Here is a 17,857-nt window from a genome sequence, read left to right as displayed (position 1 = left end):
ATGGCACAGTTGGCAATCCAAAAACGGCTGAGCGGGAACGGTCTCGTTCAGACAATCATGCAAACGAGCGCGGCCAATTTTCTGGTGATGGTCATTACGACGATCACCTCCATCTTGACGGCGAGAATGTTCGGCGTCGAGGGCAAGGGCGAGTTTACGGCGATTCTGTTCTGGCCGACCTTTCTGGTCGGAATCGTCGGCTTTGGTCTTCCCACTTCCCTCATCTACAACATGAAGCAGCAAGCCGGCAAAGGAGCCGAGTTCATCAGGGCGGGATTCCTGTATCAGCTCGCGGTGAGCATCGTGGTCGGCGTCGTTTCCTGGATCTGTCTCCCGGCGTGGCTGGGCGGCTATTCGGCGGAGGTTGTTGAGACCGCGAAGTGGTATACCACACTGACGCTGCCGCTGCTGCTGGCGGTTAATCTGATCGCTGCGCTGGCACAAAGCTCGGATAACTTCCGAACGTACAACGGCGTAAGGCTGTTCGTCCCGCTCTTAAATTTGGCGGGGATCACCGCGCTCTACGCGATCGGGGTGCTGAGCATTCACGCCGCCTCGTTCGTCTTCTTGATCACGACGCTGCTCGTCGTCATCTGGTCCGTTTACCAGCTCAGGGATCAGCTCCGAATTCATTGGCTCAGGCACATGGTCGACAAGGCGGCGGCCGGTTCGCTGTTCGCTTACGGCAGCCGGGTGTTCGGCGTCGAGCTGCTCGGAACGTTGTATACGCAGTTTGACAAAATCATTATTTTATCGCTGCTCACGCCGCGGGATCTCGGTCTGTACAGCGTCGTTTACGCGCTATCCCGCGTGTTCAACACGGTTCAGACGGCGATCTCGAACGTCATCTTTCCGAAATTGACGGGGATGGACAAGGACAAGATCATATCGACGGTCGGACGGGCCTTCCGGCTGTCGCTCATTTTGATGACGATCGTGGTCGTGCCGAGCATGTTCATCGGCAGGTTTCTGATGGGGCTGCTGTTCGGCCAAGAATTTCTGGAGGCGAGCACGGCGTTTTACCTGCTTTCAATCGAATGCATACTTGGCGGCGGCTCATGGATTCTTGCTGCTTCGTTCAACGCGCTGGGGCGTCCCGGCCTCGTGCTGATTCGGCAAATCATCGCGCTCGCGATTACGATCGGGCTATTCTTCCTCTTCACGCCCCTGTACGGGCTGAATGGAATCGCCTTGTCGCTGTTAATCGGCGCGCTGGTGCGAATGCTCGTTACGATAGCCGCGATGCGGGTCGCCTTCAAGGTGCGGATTGCCGGCATGTTGTTCGACAAGGATGATATCCGCTTCTTGATTGGCCGTTTGAGAGAGAAAAAGATCATGAAAAGAGTTGGAAGAGCAGGTGGAATGGATGAGTAACCCTACGGTCTACATGTGGCCGAAAGCAAGCCCGCATAACAAATACTCCGAGCTGCTGACCAAGTCCATCGAAGCGGGCGGACTGCAGGTGGAGCATTACGACAAACGGAACACCCTGAAGCCATCCAAGGGAGACATCGTCCATATGCATTGGCCCAGCTACTCGTATCAAGCATCGAGTTTTCCGTTAACGATCGTCAAGTCGCTGTTTTTTGCCGGACTTCTTTTGTTCTTGAAGTCGAGGGGCGTGCGGCTGTTCTGGACCGTTCACAACGTCTGGCCGCATTCGACGGGCAAGAGCAAATGGGATTACAGAATGCGCAGATTTATATTATCCGTCTGCAACAGGGGTTTTGTTATGAGCGAATCGGTCAAGCATGAAGTGGCCGAGACGTTCGGGGTCAGAGCCGATAAGCTGATCGTCACGCCGCATGGACATTACGTGGATGCCTATGTCGGCACGGGGACGGATATCCGGGGGCGGTTCGGCATCCCGCCGGATCAGTTCTTGTTCCTGTTCGTCGGCCGAATCAATGCGTACAAAGGCGTCGAGAAGCTGGTCGAAGCTTTTCTGTCGCTGGGGCTGGAGTCGGCCGGCCTGTTGATTGCGGGCAAAGTAGACGACGGTTACAGCCTGGATTACTTGGATCCCATCAACGACGGCCGAATCAAGGTTTATCCGCATTTTGTGGACGATCGCGAGCTGGTTGACTTCTTGAAGGCCGGCGATGTCATGGTGTTGCCCTATACCCAGATAACGACTTCCGGAAGCGCGATTCTCGCGCTCTCCCATTATAAGCCGGTCGTTGCGCCGAGACTCGGTTCGCTAAGCGAATACGTTGCCGATGGCTGCGGAATCTTGTACGATCCCGCCGACCCGAACGGATTGCGCAAGGCGCTGGCGATGTCGGTCCATATGAATATGAACGAGGCCGAGAAACAAATTTCGAAGAAGCTGGCGGAGCTGGACTGGCAAGGAATCGCCGGGAAAATGATCAAGGTCTACACCGGGACAAAAAGGTACGAGGTGAACGCATGATAGCGACGGTAGCGATATGCACGCATAACAGGGCCGAAGATGTGAGGGAAGCGCTGTTCAGCCTTCTGCAGCAAAGCTTTGCGGGGGCTTACGAGGTCATCGTGGTCGACAATAGGTCCACCGACAACACGAGGCAGGTCGTTCAAGAAGTAGGGCGGATGACAAACATTCCGATCCTTTATGTTTACGAGGAGCGGCTGGGCCTCTCCGTTGCCCGCAATCGCGCGATTCGCGAAGCGAAGGGCGACTACATCCTGTTCCTGGACGACGATGCCGCAGCATCCAAGAACTGGATAGAAGGCATTGTGTCCGTTTTCGAGTCCGATCCCCGGATCGGCTGCGTCGGGGGCAAGATCGAACCGGCATGGGAAGGGGCGGAGCCGACCTGGCTTCTGCCGGAAAACCGCACGCTTTATACGATACTGGACTACTCGCAAGAAATTGTGGAAATGAAAAAGCCGGCCATCCCGTTCGGAGCCAATGTCGCTTTCCGCAAATCCGTGTTCGATACGCTGAAGCCGTTCCGTGAGGATCTGGGAAGAGTGGGAAGCAACCTGCTCTCGAGCGAGGAAGCCGAGCTCATTGACCGCATACGCAGTCGCTATACCGTCTATTACACCCCTCATGCCTGGGTTCGGCACAAAATACCGCGAAGCAGAGTCAGCCGCAAATGGCTGCTGCGCCGGATCTATTGGCAGGGTGTGAGCAGCGCGGTGAGCTCCGAGCGTAAATCGGGCATTTTCGTTAAATCCATACTAAAGGTTCCCGTGTTTCTGGTACTGACGGTCGTCTTCTTCTTCGATAAACATCGGATTTTCCGCAATATTAGCAAAGTCATTTACAATAACGGCTTAATCAGTGGCGTTCTGCGCACTTACAACTAGATCAATAGAGAGAGGAGAAAAGAGGTGGATCGGGCAGCAAACATAAAGAGGAACCATCGCGCCGTGTTTTACTTGATCTTAATCATATGGTTGCTTCTAACCCTGATCCCGAGAAGCGGTCATTCAGACAGGGCTATAGCCGCGGAAGTTCCAGAAAACGCGGGCCTGTACGATCCGCTGGACGATTTCAAGCAGCTTGCAGGCCGCTCGAGTGTTTATCTGGAGAAAGCGGATGCTCATTACTTCGGCAACGATTCGAGCCGGATCGTGCGTACGACCGTTAAGCCGGGGCACATCGTCTATCAAACGGATTACGATATGAAGTCCTTTATGGTGAAGGGCTACTTTTTCGCGGGAAATGTGATAGAGAAGCTTCGGATCTACGTATCGGGCAACGGCAGCGATTATACGGAGCTGGCCGCCACCGCTTACGCGGTAGGACAACCCGTATCCAATTGGCAGAAATATACGTACGAGGCGACGTCGCTGCCGGCAGGCACGAGGTATGTGAGAATCGAGCTGCGCGGAGGGGTTGCGTGGTCGCCCCAGATTTCGGATGTCATGCTAGATCGGAGCACCGCTTCCGCGAAGGTGCAGTCGATCAGAAGCGGCGACTCCATGCAAGCGGTGCTGACCACGGCTTCGAGCGGGGCCCGCATTTATTACCGGTTGAACAAAGAATCCGCCTTCCGGCAATATACCGAGCCGCTTGAGCTCGCCGGCTATAACGTGCTGGAAGCTTACGCGGTCAAGGAAGGCCTCGAGCCAAGTCCGATCCGCAGCTATACGCTCAACGCTAGCGATGAAATCCAGGTGGACCGGTTCGGCCAGATCCAGTCCGCGAACTATCCCGAGAAGGTCATAAGCGAGCAGCAGTTGAAGTCGGACGCCGTGACGGACGAAGCGTATTACGATGGCTTAACGCCGCCTTCAAACCGGGACACGTATGGCGGCTTAGCCGGCAGCGCGACGAAATACGGCTTGCGGAAGACGGGCTTCTTCGCCATTCAGAAGATGGGAAGCCGCAAGGCGATGACGACGCCGGACGGCAATCTCTTCTTCAGCTTGGGCGTAAACGGGCTGACGGCGAACGAAACCTATGCGAAGGTCAAGGGGAGGGAGGAGCTGTTCGAATCGATACCGTCCATTCTTGAGGATTATAGAACGGCTTATAACGGAGACGCCAACTTTTCGTTCTACTTAGCCAACAAGTTCCTTAAGACAGGCACGGTCCCGACCGAGCACGCGATTTATTCGGAAGCGGCCGAGCGGATTAAGAAATGGGGGTTTAATAGCGCGGGAGGATTCTCGCCGGACAAATACGGAGCGGAAAATAATCTGCCTTACGTGCGGATGCTGCCGTTATCCAGCATGGGCTGGGCGAAGATAGACGGGTTTTCGCTGTTCGACATTTTCGCGCCTGATGCGGAGGCCAAGCTCGAGAAGTCGTTTGCCCAATACGTCTCGCCGCATAAAGACGATCCGTTGCTGATCGGGTATTTCATCGACAACGAGTATGAATTCCACAAGTTTTATTCCCACGTGCCGAAACTGAAGGCAAGCGAAGCGGCGATTAAGGGACGGTTGGTCAAGCGGCTGAAGGATAAATATCAGGAGTTGTACAAATTCAACAGCGAGTGGAAAACAAACTTCAAATCCTTCGAAGAGTTGAAGGAAGCGGAGCTGCCGCTCAGGACGTCGGCGGCATGGCGCGATATGGACGCCTTCTTCAGGTACTACCTGGATACGTTCTACGGGACGGTCTCGCGGCTCTACCGCAAATATGATCCCAATCATCTCCTGCTTGGCGACCGCTGGCTGATGACGCCGTTCCTTGACGAGAAGTTTCGGAGCGTGATGGCGGAGGTCGAAGGGAAGTACGTCGACGTCATCAGCATCAACAACTACAGCTATGACTTGGAAGCCGGCCTTCTGGAAGACGTATACGAGAGATCGGGCGGCAAGCCGATTCTGATCAGCGAATTCGGGTTCGGCACCTCGGAGCAAGGCCTCGAGCCGCTCCTGCCGAATTCGGCCGTCAATCAGTCCCAGAGGGGAATGCGTTACAGAAATTACGTGGAGGCGGCCGCGAGCTTGGACTACGTTGTGGGCGCCCACGTGTTCAATTACGTGGATCAGGCAGGCCTCGGCAGATACTGGGAAGGCATATGGGGCGAACGTTACAACTCGGGACTTGTCAATGTCGCCGATCGGCCGTACAAGCCGTATTTGGACGGCGTCATGGCGACCAACTACGACATTTACAAGGTCATGCTGGGGGAGAAGCCCAGGTACGAATGGAGCAACAAATGATCAGCGAGGTGAAGGCTGTCGTGGGGACAAGGAAGAGAAGCCTCAGGGAATATGTCAGATACGGATACCGTATTCTGCTCGGCCTGATATTTCGCACGAGGCTGGATCAAGGCGGCAGTCTGCTTCGGGTCTGCGGGAGAGTCATCGTATCCAAAGCAAGGAACGCCAAGCTGATTGTCGGGAGAAACGTCATCCTGCATCAAGATATCGGCCTTTATCTGGAATCGGGAACGGCGAGGATTGAAATCGGCGATCATACGTTTATTAACCGAAGATCGGAAATCAGGTGCAAGGACCAAGTGAAGATAGGCAGTCATTGCGCGATTTCCTGGGACGTGTCGATCATCGACACCGACTACCACCAGCTTATCGGCACCGAATCGACGAAGCCGGTCTTGATCGGAAACAAGGTTTGGATCGGCTGCAAATCGACGATTCTGAAGGGCATCACGATCGGCGACGGCGCCGTCGTCGCGGCGGGCTCGGTCGTCACGAAGGATGTGGCGCCTTATACGCTCGTAGCTGGTGTACCGGCCAAAGAGATCAAACGCAACGTCGAGTGGACCCTTTAAGAGAGGAAGTTCAAAAAACCCGCTTTTGATCACGAAGCAAATCGAGAAGTATACTCGACGTCGAATATCGAATTCAGCCGGAACTTCCGGTGCTGAAAACCGGGCTTTTTGAACTCTCACTTTAAGACGAATTAGTTTGACGGAACAAAGAAGCGGAGCAAGAGTGATGAATCTGGAGAAGCGTCAGCGAACAACAGCGATCGGAAGATCATCACTCTTGCGCAGCCGCCTGTGTTCGATCTATTTAAACAGATAAAAGGAGAGAGTGGGCTATCATGCAGAGTACCTCGAGCGTTCATCAGATGGACGTGCTGAAAAACAAGCTTCGCCAAATAACGGAAGTCATTCCGCCGGGCTCCAACATTTATTACGTCGATATTCCCGTGTATAACAACGGAGGCGACATGCTCATTATGAAGGGCACGGAAGCGTTCTTCAGGGACTACGACATTCGCGTCCATGCGCGCTACAGCGTGCTTGATTTTCCCGATTCGCTCCTTATCCCGAAGGGTTTCATCATCGTGCTTCAAGGGGGAGGAAACTTCGGCGATCTATATCCGACGCATCAGAGACTGCGCGAGAAGATCGTTGCCAGCTATCCAAACCATAGGATCGTAATCCTTCCGCAGACGATTTTCTATAAGAAAGAGTCCGAATTCGACCGAACGGCACTCATATTCAACGGACACAGGGACGTTCATCTCTACGTTCGCGACCCGTTGTCCTTGCAAGCCGCAACCGATAAGTTTCATCGATGCAACGTGTATTTGTCGCCCGACATGGCTCATCAGTTATGGCCTATTCGCCATAAGGACAGCCCGGATAAGGAGCTGCTCTGCTTCTTCCGCACGGATATCGAGAAGACCGCCGAGCAGGAGCAGCTAGAATCCGCGAGCCGCGGCGACTATTTGGACTGGGGCTCCCTGTTCAACAGGATGGAGCAGAAATCGATACATCTCATGGTTCGGATGTTTAAGAAAGGCCCCGGTCCGCTGCTCATGCACACGATCTGGGGCAAGTACACCGATTATTTGGTCGATAAAGCAGTCAAACGCTTCAGCGGATACCGGAACGTGCAGACGTCCAGGCTCCACGGTCATATTCTCTCCTGCCTGATGGATAAGCCGAACACGCTGCTGGACAATTCTTACGGCAAGAACTCCAACTACTACCATACCTGGACGAGCGGCATCAAGTCCGCCGAATTGATTGTGAAGAGTAAAGGCTAGATAAGTTGAGCTAGAGAACTGAACAAAGCAGCGGAGCAAGAGAGATGAATCTGGAGAAGCGTCAGCGATCGGAAGATCATTACTCTTGCGCAGCAGCCCCTTGTTCGTATGTGTAGTTCATCTTATATAGACCTACTGAGGAGGAGTAACCATGAAGATTGTTCTACTCTCCGGAGGCTCTGGCAAACGCCTGTGGCCGCTGTCGAACGATTCCCGCTCGAAGCAGTTTTTGAAGGTGCTTAACAATTCGGAAGGAAAACTCGAATCGATGGTGCAGCGGGTTTGGAGGCAGATCGAAAGCGCCGGGCTTCGCGAGCATGCTTACATCGCGACAAGCAAGCCGCAGGTGGAGATGCTCCACAGCCAGCTGGGCAGCGAGATCGAAGTGATCGTCGAACCGGAACGAAGGGATACGTTCCCCGCGATTGCGCTGGCAGCCGCTTACTTGTATTCCGTAGAAGGCGTCGGCTTGAACGAGACGGTCGTTGTTATGCCCGTCGATCCTTACGTCGAGGAGTCGTTTTTCCACAAGACCAAGGAACTGGACCGCGTCTTGAACGAGTCGGGAGCGGACCTTGCGCTAATGGGCGTCAAGCCGACTTTTCCTTCGGAGAAATACGGGTATATCGTTCCGCAAAGCGGGACGCCGCAAGACGCGCCCTATATGAACGTGCAAAGCTTTCGGGAAAAGCCCCCCGAAGCGGAAGCGAAGGCGATGATCGAGCAGGCCGCCTTATGGAACTGCGGAGTGTTCGCGTTCAAGCTGGATACGATCATCAATATACTGCTGTCGCACGGGTATCCGATCCAATACGACGAGATGGTGAAGCAGTACGGCAAGCTTCCCAAGAACAGCTTCGACTACGAGGTTGTCGAGAAGGCGAACATGATCGTCGCGTTGCCATACGCTGGGGATTGGAAGGATCTCGGGACGTGGAATACGCTGACCGAGGAAATCGTCAGCCCGTTGATCGGCAAAGGCATCATGACGGACGATTCGTCCAATACGCATGTGATTAACGAATTGGATATTCCGATTACGCTGCTTAATGTATCCAACGTCGTTGTCGCGGCGAGCCCGGACGGCATTCTCGTCTCGGACAAGGCTTCAAGCCCGATGATCAAGGAAGTCATGAAGCATTCGGAACAGCGCCCGATGTACGAGGAGCGGCGCTGGGGCCGTTACCGGGTGCTCGATTACCTGAAATATCCGGACGGGACGGAGGTGTTGACCAAGCGGCTCTGCGTCGGACCGGGCAATAATTTGAGCTACCAGTATCATCTGCTTCGGGACGAGGTATGGACGATCGTCTCCGGCAACGGTGTCATGGTACTCAATGACAAGAGATTTCCGGTAAAAGCCGGAGACGTGCTCACGATCTCGAAACAGTCCAAGCACAGTCTGCGCGCGGAGACGGAAATGGACATCATCGAGGTGCAGACGGGGTCGGAGCTAATTGAAGAAGACATCGTCAGGCTTGCGTTCGATTGGGACGAAATTATGCAAATATGCGCGGTGCAGGCGAGGGCTTTTCAATAGAAGGGGTGATGGAAATGAACATTACGGTTATCGGCACTGGCTACGTTGGGCTTGTATCGGGTGTCTGCTATTCGGAGCTTGGTCATGAGGTCATCTGCGTCGACAAAGATGTCGGGAAGATCGACATGCTGCAGGCCGGCGAGATTCCGATCTACGAGCCGGGGCTTAAGGAGCTAGCGGACAAGAACCGTTCCTCTGGCAAGCTCTCATTCACGACCGATCTGAGTGAAGCGGTACGGCAATCGGACATTATCATTTTGGCCGTCGGAACGCCTCCGATGCCAAGCGGCGAGGCGAATATGGCCTATATCAACCAAGCCGCCCTTGATATCGCCGACGCGATGAACGGCTACAAAATCATCGCCGTCAAAAGCACGGTGCCGGTCGGCACGAACGAGCGGATCGGCGAACTGATTCGCAACCGTACTTCGGTGTCGTTCGACAGCATCTCGTTGCCGGAGTTTCTGCGCGAAGGCTCGGCCATCCAGGATACGATGAATCCGGATCGAATCATCATCGGCGCCGATTCCGAACGCGCGGCCGGCGCGATGGTTCGGCTGCATCGGCCGCTGACGGAGCAAATCGTCGTGACGGATATCCGCAGCTCGGAAATGATCAAATACGCGTCCAATGCTTTTCTCGCCACGAAGATATCGTTCATCAACGAGATTGCGAACATCTGCGAGAAGGTGGGAGCGGACGTGACGAAGGTTGCGGAAGGGATGGGCTACGATAAGCGGATCGGACAGTCGTTCTTAAGAGCGGGGATCGGCTATGGCGGCTCCTGCTTCCCGAAGGATACGAGAGCCCTTATCCAAATCGCGGGCAACGTCGATTACGAGTTCAAGCTGCTCCGCTCGGTCGTCGAAGTGAACCAGGATCAACGTTTTAACTTGATCCGCAAGCTGGAGACGATCTTTGACGGCGAGCTGAGAGGCAAGACGGTCGCGATATGGGGGCTGGCCTTCAAGCCGAATACCGATGACGTCCGCGATTCGCCGGCGCTGGAGATCATTCAGTATTTGGTGGAGAACGGCGTGAAGGTGAAGGCGTACGATCCCATCGCGATGGATAACTTCAAAGCTTTATACGGCAAGGAAGGCGTCGCATGGTGCAGCGAGGCGCTCGAGACGGCGCAAGACGCGGACGCGCTTTGTCTGCTGACGGAATGGGACGTATTCGCGGAAGTCGATTTGAATCTGCTGCAGTCCGTCATGAAGCAAGCCATTCTGATCGACGGACGCAACGTGTTCGAAGAGGAGGATTTGCTCGGGACCGCATTCATTTATTATTCTGTCGGACGGCCGAGCCTGAATCAAGGCGTGAAGCAGCAAATTCCGGTCATGCAATTGTAATTCTAACGATAGCGGGGTTCTTACATGATGAAAGCAGGGAAAATCGATTTGAGCGATATTTCGAATGAATTATCCTTTCTGTTATTCATTCTGCGCGAGGCGGGGGAATGGGATGAGCGGCGAACGCGAGAATTCGCTTCGAAGATGAAATGGGATTCTTTCATCCAATTAACGTTGCATCATCGCGTCTATCCTAACGTTTATTTGAAGCTAAGCCAAAGCCGATCATCCTGCATTCCCGCCGATGTTATGGAGACGCTCCGCTACCATTACAATGCCAATCTATTGAAGATGATGCAGCTTACGAGAGAGATGAATACGATTTGCGGCAAATTAGCTGGCGGCGGCATACGAACCCTGATCTTGAAAGGCCCCGTGCTGGCCGTCCAGCTTTACGGCGACATGGCGCATCGGACCTCCAAAGATTTGGATATCCTGATGGATGCCGAGGATGTGGAACGCGCAGAGGAAGTAATGGCGCAGCTTGGATACATTGCTGAGGATAAGCCTACAGCCAAACCGGATTGGAAGAAGAAGACGCATCATCTTTCGTTCAGACACAAGGAACATGCCGTACAGGTCGAAGTCCATTGGCGGCTCAATCCTTATTCCGGCGGCACGCATTCGTTCCATCAGCTGTGGGAACGCAGGAATACCGTTGAAATCATGAATTTGTCCTTTCATTGCCTAGGAAATGAAGACCTGCTCCACTATCTGGCGGATCACGGCGCCAGGCATGCCTGGTTTCGATTGCGCTGGCTAGAGGATATCGATCGGTTAATCCCTCGATTGAACGGCGACGACTTGCTTGCCTACTTGAGGTTGCACGGCGGACAATCGTTCGCCGGACAGGCCTTCCTGTTAGCTGAACAACTGCTCGGATCGAAGATTCCTTCTTCCATGGGCGGGCTGACGAAACATAAGAAGTCGATCAGGCTGGCGAGAACGTCCCTGTTTTTTATGAAAAGAATCGTGAAATTAAACCCGGTTCCGGAGAAAAGCGTCGTATGGCCTTATTTTCGGTATAGTCTATCGCTAATGACGGGCAGGCAGCGGGCGAGGTATCTGCTCCATCACTTGGAGCCTAATGTTAAAGACATGTCGCAGCTGCCGCTGTACAAACCGCTTCATTTTCTCTATTTGCCGCTCCGGCCGTTTCTATGGTTCTGGAGGCATATCATCAATAATTGAAATCGAGGTGATCGCGCTGAATGATTATCGATTATTTGGTTTGAACATGAGGAGCAGAATGGTTTTGCCTGAAGCATTCGAAATCAACGGTTTGCAAAGCGTCGATGTCACAATCGAAGTGTTGCCACCACAGGAGAATATCTGGAATTCATTAGAGGGAGCCAACTTCCGCGTCGATAATGGCCAATTCCTGTTTCATGTACCCGGAACGGCTGTTTACAGCGTCGCGGGCGGCACCTATATCGAGATAACCCCTTATCCGGGAGCCGACGAGGCGAAGATTCGACTGTTCTTGCTCGGAACTTGTATGGGGGTGCTGCTCATGCAGAGAGAGAGTTTGCCGCTGCACGGGAGCGCCGTCGTCATGGACGGGAAGGTATATGCCATCGTGGGGGAATCGGGCGCTGGCAAATCAACGCTTGCCGCGGCGTTCGCCCGCGCGGGTTATCCGTTAATGACGGATGACGTGATCGCGGTCGACTTCTCAGGCGGCACGGCTCTCGTTCATCCGTCCTATCCGCAGCAGAAGCTGTGGGAGGAAAGTATCGAGCAGCTCGGCATGCATGATCGCGACTATCCATCGATCTACCAGAGGGTGAACAAATACGCGGTGCCGATACGGTCCCGATTCTGCAGAGAGGCGCTCCCGCTCGCGGGAATCGTCGAGCTAGTCAAATCGGATGAGCCGAAACCGTCGATACGATCTTGCAATCGGCTGGAAGGGCTTCATACGCTCAACGCGCATACGTACCGAAATTACCTTCTCCATCTGATGGACAGGCAGCAATGGCAATTCGAGTGTATTGTCCGGCTCGCTTCCGAGCTTCCGGTGTACCGGCTCCGCCGCCCGGCGGACGGATTCTCCGCCTTCGAGCTGGTGGATCAAATCATTCGCACGACCAATTTAAAGGAGGTTGTTCATTCATGAGCGTCGATACGATTGCCTTAAGCGAGCTTGTCGTCCAGTCGGAAGGCTACCTCGTTAGCGAAATGAACGGCGAGAAGGTCATGCTGAGCATCGAGAACGGCAAGTATTACAACTTGGGCCAGATCGGGGGTCGGGTATGGGAGCTGATCGAGTCCCCGGCGTCCGTTCAAGACGTGGTGGATCAATTAGTGGCCGAATACGTCATCGAACCCGAAGACTGCAAGCGGCAAGTTCGCCGATTCCTGCAGCAGATGCAAGCCGAAGGACTCGTCCAAGCCGGTAAGAAATAATGAACGTGTTCCGAAGAGCGGCGAGAAAAACCAAACGGTTCGCGGCTTATCCCGCCGATTTGAAGCGGATGTACGTGGAAGCTTACTTCTACCTGGCTTGGGCCAGGGTGCTTAAGCTGCTTCCGTTCGCGAAGGTGGCGCCGTCGCTTGGTACGCATGGCAAGGAGACCTCACACGCAAGTACGATAGAGCAGGATCTGCTGCAGCGCAAGGTAGCCAAGGCCGTACATGCGATGAGCCGCGTCACCTGGTGGGAGAGCCAGTGTATGGTCAAAGCCGTGGCGGCGATGAAGATGCTGCGGCGCAGAGGAGTCGCGAGCACGCTCTATCTGGGAAGCGGCAGGGACGAAGGCGGCAAGATGATCGCGCATGCTTGGCTGCGCAGCGGGTCGTATTACGTAACCGGCAACGAGAAGCTGGAGAGATTCGCCGTCGTTGCCGTGTTCGGGAATGACACAGAAGCTGCGGTGTTGTCGCCAGTGGAGCGGTAATCCGCATTAGGAGTATGCCTGATGAGTGATTTATTCTATTTTATACGCAAATTGCGCCGGGACGCCGGATCCCGTCTGTACCTCAATATGTTCACGACCTTCGTGATCAGCTGTTTGGACGGCATCGGCATTTATCTGATCGTCCCGATGCTTAGCTTAATCGGCGTTTTTCAAATGAATATGGATGAAGTGCCGCTTGTATCGACATTGCTTGGTATCGTAGACTCCTGGTCGATCGAGCTCAGCTTGCCGATCGTGCTCGCGATATACGTATTGATTGTAGGGGGACAAGCCCTGCTGCAACGGAGCCAGATGGTGCTGAATTCCCGGATTCTTCAGTCTTACGTTCGTTCTCTTCGCTCGGAAACGTATCGTGGGCTGCTCCTTGCCAGATGGGAGTTCTTCCTCCGCAAGCGCAAGTCGGACTTCCATCATGTCATGGTGAACGAGCTCGGACGGGTCAGCTACGGCTCTTCCCTCTTCCTTCAGATGGTCACGGGCATTATCTTTACGGTGATTCAAATCGGTCTGGCCTTCTGGCTGTCTCCGATGCTAACGGCTGTCGTGCTTGCGAGCGGCGGCATGCTCGCCTTGTTCTCACGCAAGTTCGTCAAGAAGGCTGGAGTGATCGGCGATCAGACATCGGAGCTGTCGCAGAGCTATTTTGCGGGAATCAACGATCATTTCGGCGGCATCAAGGATATCAAGAGCAACAGGCTGGAGCGCTCGCATATCAGGTGGTTCGACGGCATGAGCAAGCAGCTGGAGAGCAACGTCGTCCAGATGGTGCGCGTCAGCTCGCTGTCCCAGTTCATCTACCGGGTCTCTTCGATCGCGCTCATTGCCGGGTTTGTTTATTTGGCCCTGGAAGTGTTCCGTACGCCTGCCGAGCAGCTTATTCTGGTCGTGCTCATTTTCTCGCGGCTGTGGCCGAGGTTTATCGGTATTCAGTCGAATTTCGAGCAGCTCGCGACCAATCTGCCCGCTTTCCGAACAATGCGCAAGCTGCTTCAGGAGGCTCAGCAGGAGAAGGAGCTTACGTTGTCGGAATCGCAGGATGCAAGCAAGCCGTTTCAATTGCGGGACGGCATCGCATGCAGGCAGGTCCATTACCGGTATGATCCCAAAGAGCCGGCGTTCGCTCTGCGCGATATCAATGTCTACATTCCCGCTAATCGCATGACGGCGATCGTAGGTTCGTCCGGCGCGGGGAAGAGCACGCTGATCGACATGCTCATGGGGCTGATCGGGCCGGAGCGAGGGCAGGTTCTGATCGACGGCGTCACGCTGCGGGACGAGAAGCAGCTTCTCGCGTTACGGGGCTCGATCGGCTATGTGGCGCAGGAGCCCTTCCTCTTCCATGCGAGCATTAGGGATAACTTGAAGCTGGTAGATCAAGGTGCCGAGGACGCCGAGCTGTGGAAGGCGTTGACGTTCTCGGCTTCCGACGAATTCGTGCGCAAGCTGCCGCAAGGCCTGGATACCGTCATCGGCGATCGGGGCATCCGGTTGTCCGGAGGAGAGAGGCAGCGGATCGTACTCGCCAGAGCGATATTGAAGCGCCCGTCCATCCTAGTGTTGGACGAAGCGACCAGCGCGCTGGACAGTGAGAACGAGAGGCGGATTCAAGAGGCTCTTGAACGGCTTAAGGGCAGCATGACGATTATCGTCATCGCTCACCGCTTGTCGACCATCCGGAATGCGGATCAGGTCATTGTCATCGAGCAAGGTGAGGTTATTCAGCAAGGCGGCTACAAGCAGCTCTCTCAAGAAGCCAAAGGCAAGTTCAAGCAGCTGCTGAGCTATCAATCGGGAATGAATGGTTAAGGAGTGAGATGGCATGAGCGTTATGGCCGGAGTTATCCAATTCGATAGACCTCTGCAGCCATCCGATGGCACGGCGGATTTCATGGAGGCCGTGCGGCATTTCCCCGGAAATGCTTTCGAGACATGGGAAGAGGGTACGGCTCTACTCGGCTGCCGGTCGCAGTGGATAACGCCGGAATCGGTGCAAGAACGGCTGCCCTTCCGGGACGGGGAATCCGGGCTGGTCATTACCGCCGATGCGATCATTGACAATCGCGGGCAATTGTACGAGCAGCTCGGGATCGGAGGCGACAGGAGGAACGAGATACCAGACAGCGAGCTCATTCTGCACGCTTATCGCAAATGGGGTTCGGAGACGCCGAATTATCTCGTCGGAGACTTCGCCTTCGTCATATGGGATGAAAACAGAAGGCGGCTGTTCGGCGCTAGAGATCAGCTAGGCAGCAGGACGCTGTATTACCATCGGAGCCGGAATTCATTCTCGTTCTGCAGCGTCGTTCGTCCGCTGTTCTCCCTGCCGGGGATCGACAAACGTTTAGCGGAGGAGCGATTCGCCGAATTTCTGGCCATACCGACGCTGCTCGACGCCGTCGATGTTCACACCACTTATTACGCGGATATCTTCCAGCTGCCGCCGGCACACTCGTTTACCCTGCAAGAGGGGAAGCTTGCGGTGGCAAGGTATGGTTCATTCCTGCCGGAACGGAGTCTGACTCTGGGCTCAGACGACGAATACGTGGAAGCGTTCCAGGAGATTTTCCAGGAATCGATCCGCGCCAGACTGCGCACCTTCAAGGGGGTGGGCGTCACGCTGAGCGGAGGACTCGACTCCGGATCGGTGTCGGCGTTCGCGGCGGGCATGCTCGCGGGGGTAGGCAAGAGCCTGCAGGCGTACAGCTATATTCCCGAGCGCGACTTCATCGATTGGACGCCAAGAAGCATGTTCGCGGACGAAAGCCCGTACATTCAATCCGTCGTCGACCATGTCGGCAATATGAACGCCAATTACTTGGATTTTCCCGGGATAAGCCCTTTCACCGAGATCGACGAATGGATGGACGGCCTGGAAGCGCCGTATAAAAATTTCGAAAACGCGTTCTGGGTGAAAGGCATCCATGAAGAAGCGGCGCGTCAAGAAATCGGCGTACTGCTCACGGGTGCCCGGGGAAATTACACTATATCCTGGGGTTCCGCCATCGGTTATTACAGCCTGCTTCTGAAGAGGCTCCAATGGCTTCCGTTATACCGCGAAATTTCATTGTACGGCAGACAGCTCGGCACCGGCCGGAAACGGATCGCCCGCGCTATCAGACAACAGGTATTTCCGGAGAAAGGTGTTCCGTTCGAGCCTGGCGTGCCTCCTCTTATCGATCCCGAATTCGCAAGAAGCTCGGGCGTATTCGATAAGCTGTCGCCTTACGATGTCGGCCTGCGGGAGTCCGCGTACCGGATGATGACGGAACGCGAAGATTACTTCGGCAATCAAGCGGTGTTGAACATGCAGGGCACCATATCGGCGAAGTCGTCATATCGCCTTGGCATATGGGAGCGGGATGCGACCAGTGATATCCGTTTAATCAAATTCTGCTTGGCGATCCCCGTCGAGCAATATGTCAAAGACGGGTTCGGACGGTCTCTTATCCGAAGAGCGACCGAACATCGTTTGCCGGACAAAGTGCGGCTCAATCAACGGACGCGAGGCGTTCAAGGCATGGATTGGGTACACCGGACCATGCCCCGGTGGCGGTTCATCGTGGAAGAGCTTCGCGCTTTGTGCGGAGATGAGCGGGCTGCCCGCTACCTGAACGTCATGCAGGTGAAGGAATCGCTTGGCAAGGCAGGTCCGGACCTCCGTCCGGAGCAGGCCGACGATCCTCACTTGAAGCTGCTTATGCGAAGCTTGATTGCCTATCGTTTTCTCAAACGATTGCAATAGACGACCCCGCTTGAGAGGAGGTGAAAGACTATGGAGAAAAAAGAATGGACTTCGCTTTCCCTGGAAGTGCTGGAGGTATCCGAGACGATGGCAGGCTTCGGTATTTCGAAATTGGACTATTCGTATGTTGACGGCAAGCTCGTAGACATTGATGTTTATGATTCCTAGTAAAATCGGATCACGATCCGCGCCACGAAAGGAGGTGGAAGGAATGGAGAGAAAACAATGGACGTCGCTTTCCCTGGAAGTGATGGAAGTATCCGAGACGATGGCAGGTTTTGGCGTTTCAAAAATGGACTTCACTTACGTTGACGGCAGGCTCGTCGACCTCGACCTGTACGATTCCTAGTATTCAGAGTTCCCAAGCTCCACGGAAAGCGCCGTAAAGGTTCACAGCTTCGGCTGTGCCTTTACGGCGCTTTTTGTCGTCTTGGATAGTGTCAAATTATTCAAAATGCAGCATTATTCTTGTTTGGGCAAAGCGCGGTCCCGAAGCACGCGTTCTAGCAAGCTCCGGATCAGATCGAGATCATCCTTCTCCAGAGGGACGCCGTCCCAATGAAGCTTCTCCACGTTCAAGTATTCCTTCGCGTTATGCGTAAGCTCGTCAGGCGGATCGGGGTGATCGACAAGGCCTAGAAGATAGTCCGCGGACGTGCGCAATTTACGGGATATCGTCTGGATCGATTCGATCGTCGGTTGACGGTATCCCGATTCGTAACCCGCATAGGTGCTTTTGGCCACGCCTACGTAGTCGGCTACTTCCTGCATGGTCAACTTCCTGCTCTTCCTCAGCTGCTTCAGTCGCTTTGCAAACATTTTTTTCTGCCCCCATTAATGTAATACGCTTGCAAAATCAGTATATCAATCTTAGGGCAGATTTGCCAT

At 54.5% G+C, this 17,857-nt stretch carries 17 protein-coding genes; 16 read left to right on the top strand and 1 reads right to left on the bottom strand.

The genetic code is table 11. The features are described from left to right. From ACX1C1_RS00645 to ACX1C1_RS00570, 16 genes are all read left to right on the top strand, one after another. Complete coding sequence (locus tag ACX1C1_RS00645) at window positions 1-1,374, top strand: lipopolysaccharide biosynthesis protein (RefSeq protein ID WP_458955274.1); 1,374 nt, start codon at window positions 1-3, stop codon at window positions 1,372-1,374. Further along, window positions 1,367-2,413 (top strand): glycosyltransferase family 4 protein, encoded by a 1,047-nt coding sequence (locus ACX1C1_RS00640; RefSeq protein WP_458955273.1) that lies wholly within the window; start codon window positions 1,367-1,369, stop codon window positions 2,411-2,413. Before ACX1C1_RS00645 ends, ACX1C1_RS00640 begins: the two co-directional genes overlap by 8 nt. Beyond that, window positions 2,410-3,297: a glycosyltransferase gene (locus ACX1C1_RS00635; protein WP_458955272.1), complete on the top strand. Its 888-nt coding sequence runs from the start codon at window positions 2,410-2,412 to the stop codon at window positions 3,295-3,297. Before ACX1C1_RS00640 ends, ACX1C1_RS00635 begins: the two co-directional genes overlap by 4 nt. 63 nt (window positions 3,298-3,360) lie before the next feature. Then, the gene (locus tag ACX1C1_RS00630; protein ID WP_458955271.1) at window positions 3,361-5,610 is read left to right on the top strand and encodes a beta-galactosidase; all 2,250 of its coding nucleotides are present in this window, start codon (window positions 3,361-3,363) and stop codon (window positions 5,608-5,610) included. Next, window positions 5,595-6,182 (top strand): acyltransferase, encoded by a 588-nt coding sequence (locus ACX1C1_RS00625; RefSeq protein ID WP_458955270.1) that lies wholly within the window; start codon window positions 5,595-5,597, stop codon window positions 6,180-6,182. The genes ACX1C1_RS00630 and ACX1C1_RS00625 overlap by 16 nt, the downstream gene beginning before the upstream one ends. Before the next feature lie 275 nt (window positions 6,183-6,457). Beyond that, a complete protein-coding gene (locus ACX1C1_RS00620) occupies window positions 6,458-7,411 on the top strand; it encodes a polysaccharide pyruvyl transferase family protein (RefSeq protein WP_458955269.1) in 954 nt (317 codons plus the stop codon). Between the two features lie 151 nt (window positions 7,412-7,562). Beyond that, on the top strand, window positions 7,563-8,951 hold the full coding sequence (locus tag ACX1C1_RS00615; protein WP_458955268.1) for a sugar phosphate nucleotidyltransferase: 1,389 nt from the start codon (window positions 7,563-7,565) through the stop codon (window positions 8,949-8,951). A gap of 14 nt (window positions 8,952-8,965) precedes the next feature. Continuing rightward, window positions 8,966-10,306 carry a UDP-glucose dehydrogenase family protein gene (locus tag ACX1C1_RS00610; protein ID WP_458955267.1) on the top strand — a complete coding sequence of 447 codons (1,341 nt, stop codon included), beginning with the start codon at window positions 8,966-8,968 and terminating at the stop codon, window positions 10,304-10,306. Window positions 10,307-10,330: 24 nt separating this feature from the next. After that, window positions 10,331-11,497, top strand: coding sequence for a nucleotidyltransferase domain-containing protein (locus tag ACX1C1_RS00605; RefSeq protein WP_458955266.1), 1,167 nt, complete (start codon window positions 10,331-10,333; stop codon window positions 11,495-11,497). A 64-nt stretch (window positions 11,498-11,561) separates the two neighbouring features. Then, entirely contained in the window at window positions 11,562-12,425 is an 864-nt protein-coding gene (locus tag ACX1C1_RS00600) for an ATP-binding cassette domain-containing protein (RefSeq protein WP_458955265.1), read from the top strand. Beyond that, entirely contained in the window at window positions 12,422-12,715 is a 294-nt protein-coding gene (locus tag ACX1C1_RS00595) for a lasso peptide biosynthesis PqqD family chaperone (protein ID WP_458955264.1), read from the top strand. The genes ACX1C1_RS00600 and ACX1C1_RS00595 overlap by 4 nt, the downstream gene beginning before the upstream one ends. Then, on the top strand, window positions 12,715-13,206 hold the full coding sequence (locus tag ACX1C1_RS00590) for a lasso peptide biosynthesis B2 protein (RefSeq protein WP_458955263.1): 492 nt from the start codon (window positions 12,715-12,717) through the stop codon (window positions 13,204-13,206). The genes ACX1C1_RS00595 and ACX1C1_RS00590 overlap by 1 nt, the downstream gene beginning before the upstream one ends. 21 nt (window positions 13,207-13,227) lie before the next feature. After that, window positions 13,228-15,033, top strand: coding sequence for an ABC transporter ATP-binding protein (locus ACX1C1_RS00585; RefSeq protein WP_458955262.1), 1,806 nt, complete (start codon window positions 13,228-13,230; stop codon window positions 15,031-15,033). Between the two features lie 13 nt (window positions 15,034-15,046). Continuing rightward, window positions 15,047-16,969, top strand: a complete 1,923-nt coding sequence (locus ACX1C1_RS00580; protein WP_458955261.1) for an asparagine synthase-related protein — start codon at window positions 15,047-15,049, stop codon at window positions 16,967-16,969. A 30-nt stretch (window positions 16,970-16,999) separates the two neighbouring features. Next, entirely contained in the window at window positions 17,000-17,137 is a 138-nt protein-coding gene (locus ACX1C1_RS00575; protein WP_458955260.1) for a paeninodin family lasso peptide, read from the top strand. Between the two features lie 43 nt (window positions 17,138-17,180). Next, entirely contained in the window at window positions 17,181-17,318 is a 138-nt protein-coding gene (locus tag ACX1C1_RS00570) for a paeninodin family lasso peptide (protein WP_458955259.1), read from the top strand. 113 nt (window positions 17,319-17,431) lie between these two features. On the opposite strand, the gene ACX1C1_RS00565 is transcribed toward ACX1C1_RS00570, so the two are convergent. Further along, window positions 17,432-17,788: a helix-turn-helix domain-containing protein gene (locus tag ACX1C1_RS00565; protein WP_458955258.1), complete on the bottom strand. Its 357-nt coding sequence runs from the start codon at window positions 17,786-17,788 to the stop codon at window positions 17,432-17,434. Window positions 17,789-17,857 lie beyond the last annotated feature (69 nt).

The organism is Paenibacillus sp. strain BS8-2 (genome assembly GCF_054483835.1).
This window is presented reverse-complemented; position numbering and strand designations above follow the sequence as displayed.